Origin of the sequence: Kineococcus glutinatus, assembly GCF_039542765.1 — a bacterium.
In the GTDB taxonomy this organism is placed as follows: domain Bacteria; phylum Actinomycetota; class Actinomycetes; order Actinomycetales; family Kineococcaceae; genus Kineococcus_A; species Kineococcus_A glutinatus.
Map to the genome: position 1 here is coordinate 1 of NZ_BAABIL010000731.1, position 2591 is coordinate 2591.

Annotated in this window: 3 protein-coding genes; all 3 read left to right on the plus strand. The window is 76.2% G+C overall.

Annotated elements, in window-relative coordinates:
* Positions 1-1185 (plus strand): pyruvate dehydrogenase (acetyl-transferring) E1 component subunit alpha (gene pdhA, locus ABEB16_RS20740; RefSeq protein WP_425560279.1); only part of this gene is annotated, 1185 nt, incomplete at its 5' end.
* Entirely contained in the window at positions 1185-2168 is a 984-nt protein-coding gene (locus tag ABEB16_RS20745; protein WP_345714081.1) for an alpha-ketoacid dehydrogenase subunit beta, read from the plus strand. The genes pdhA and ABEB16_RS20745, both read left to right, overlap by 1 nt.
* A 62-nt stretch (positions 2169-2230) precedes the next feature.
* Positions 2231-2591: biotin/lipoyl-containing protein (locus ABEB16_RS20750; RefSeq protein WP_345714082.1), on the plus strand; the 361-nt coding region annotated here is incomplete at its 3' end.

The following is a 2591-nucleotide window of genomic DNA, read 5'->3' on the forward strand; positions in this document are numbered from 1 at the left end:
GGCGCACCGCGCCGCCCCGGCACCTGGAGGAGACCCGTGAGCGAGAGCCCCGTCCCCGCCCCCCGCGGACCGGGCGAGCCCGGGGGGATGGTCCAGCTCCTCACCCCCGAGGGCCGGCGCGTGGAGCACCCGGGGTACGAGGCCGACCTCGAGCCGGAGGAGCTGCTCGCCCTCCACCGCGACATGGTCCTCGTGCGCCGCATCGACACCGAGGCCACCGCCCTGCAGCGGCAGGGCGAGCTCGGCCTGTGGGCGGGGCTGCTCGGCCAGGAGGCCGCGCAGGTCGGCTCCGGGCGGGCCATGCGCCCGCAGGACCACGCCTTCCCCACCTACCGCGAGCACGGCGTGGCCTGGTGCCGGGGCGTGGACCCGCTGGGCGTCCTGGAGCTCTACCGCGGCACCAGCCACGGCGGCTGGGACCCCGTGGCGCACGGCTTCCACCCGTACACGCTCGTCATCGCCGCGCAGATGCTGCCCGCCGTGGGCTACGCGATGGGCGCGCAGCGCGACGGCGCCGTCGGCACCGGCGACCCGGACCGCGACACCGCCGTCATCGCCTACCTCGGCGACGGGGCCACCTCCCAGGGCGAGGCGAGCGAGGCCCTGCAGTGGGCGGCGGTGTACAACGCCCCGCTCGTCGTGCTCTGCCAGAACAACCAGTGGGCGATCTCCGCGCCCGTCTCGGTGCAGGCGCGCGTCCCGCTGCACCGCCGCGCCGAGGGCGTCGGCGTGCCCGGGGTCCTGGTGGACGGCAACGACGTGCTGGCCTGCCTCGCCGTGACCCGCGCCGCCCTCGACCGGGCCCGCTCCGGCGGCGGCCCGACGTTCGTGGAGGCCCTCACCTACCGGATGGGCGCCCACACCACCTCCGACGACCCCAGCCGCTACCGCTCCGCCGCCGAGGTCGACCTGTGGCGCGCGAAGGACCCGGTCGAGCGCTTCCGCCGCTACCTGCTCGACGAGGGGATCCTCGACGCCGAGCACGAGGCGGCCCTGGAGGCGGAGGGCGACGAGCTCGCCGAGCGGCTGCGCGCCGGCGTGCGGGAGCTGCCCGAACCCGGCCCGCTGGACATGTTCGACCACGCCTACGCCGAGCCCCACGCGCAGGTGGCCGAGGAGCGCGACGCCTTCGCCGCCTACCTCGCCACGTTCGAGGACACCGCCACCGCCGGAGGGAAGAGCTGATGCAGACCATGCCGATCGGGCGGGCGATCAACGCCGGCCTGCGCGCCGCCCTCGAGCGCGACCCGTCCGTGCTGCTGATGGGCGAGGACATCGGCGCCCTCGGCGGCGTCTTCCGCGTCACCGAGGGGCTGCAGAAGGACTTCGGCGAGGGCCGCGTCGTGGACACCCCGCTCGCGGAGGCGGGCATCGTGGGCACCGCGATCGGCCTGGCGCTGCGCGGCTACCGGCCGGTCTGCGAGATCCAGTTCAACGGGTTCGTGTACCCGGCGTTCAACCAGGTCGTCACCCAGCTCGCGAAGCTGCGCGCCCGCAGCCGCGGCCGCCTCGCGCTGCCCGTCGTGCTGCGCGTCCCGTTCGGCGGCGGCATCGGCTCGGTGGAGCACCACAGCGAGAGCCCCGAGGCCCTCTTCGCGCACGTCTCCGGCCTGCGCGTGGTCACCCCCGCCAGCGCCCACGACGCGTACTGGATGGTGCAGCAGGCCATCGCCTCGCCGGACCCGGTGGTGTTCCTGGAGCCGGAGCGGCGCTACTGGGACAAGGGCGAGGTGGACACCGCGCTGGCCCCCGCCGACGTCACCCCGCTGCACCGCGCGCGGATCGCCCGCGCCGGCGAGCACGTCACCCTCGCCGCGCACGGGCCGACGGTGCGCCTGGCGCTGGAGGCCGCCGAGGCCGCCGCGGCCGACGGCACGAGCATCGAGGTCGTCGACCTGCGCACCATCTCCCCCCTGGACGTGGACACGGTGGCCGCGTCGGTGCAGCGCACCGGCCGGCTCGTCGTCGTCCACGAGGCGCCCGTCTTCGGCGGCACCGGCGGGGAGCTGGCGGCCCGGATCGCCGAGCGCTGCTTCTACTCCCTGCAGGCGCCGGTGCTGCGGGTGGGGGGCTTCCACCTGCCGTACCCGGCGGCCCGCGCGGAGGAGCACTACCTGCCCGACGTGGACCGGGTCCTCGACGCGGTCGACCGCTCCCTCGCCGCCTGACCGGCCTCCGCCCGCTGATCCCGTCCACCCGCTGATCCCGCGCGCCCGCAGACAGGACACCCGTGCCCACGTTCAAGCAGTTCGCCCTCCCCGACGCGGGGGAGGGGCTCACCGAGGCCGAGATCGTCTCCTGGAAGGTCGCCGTCGGCGACGTGGTGGCCGTCAACGACGTGCTCGTGGAGATCGAGACCGCCAAGTCGCTGGTGGAGCTGCCCAGCCCCTTCGCCGGGGTGGTGTCGCAGCTGCTCGTGCCGGAGGGGACGACCGTCGACGTCGGCACGCCGATCGTGGCGGTGGACGTCGACCCGGGCGGCAGCGCGCAGCCGGCCGAGGCCCCCGCTGTGCCGGCACCTGCTGCCGCGGGGGCTGCGGCGCCCGCTGTGCCGGCACCTGCTGCCGCGGGGGCTGCGGCGCCCGCGGAGG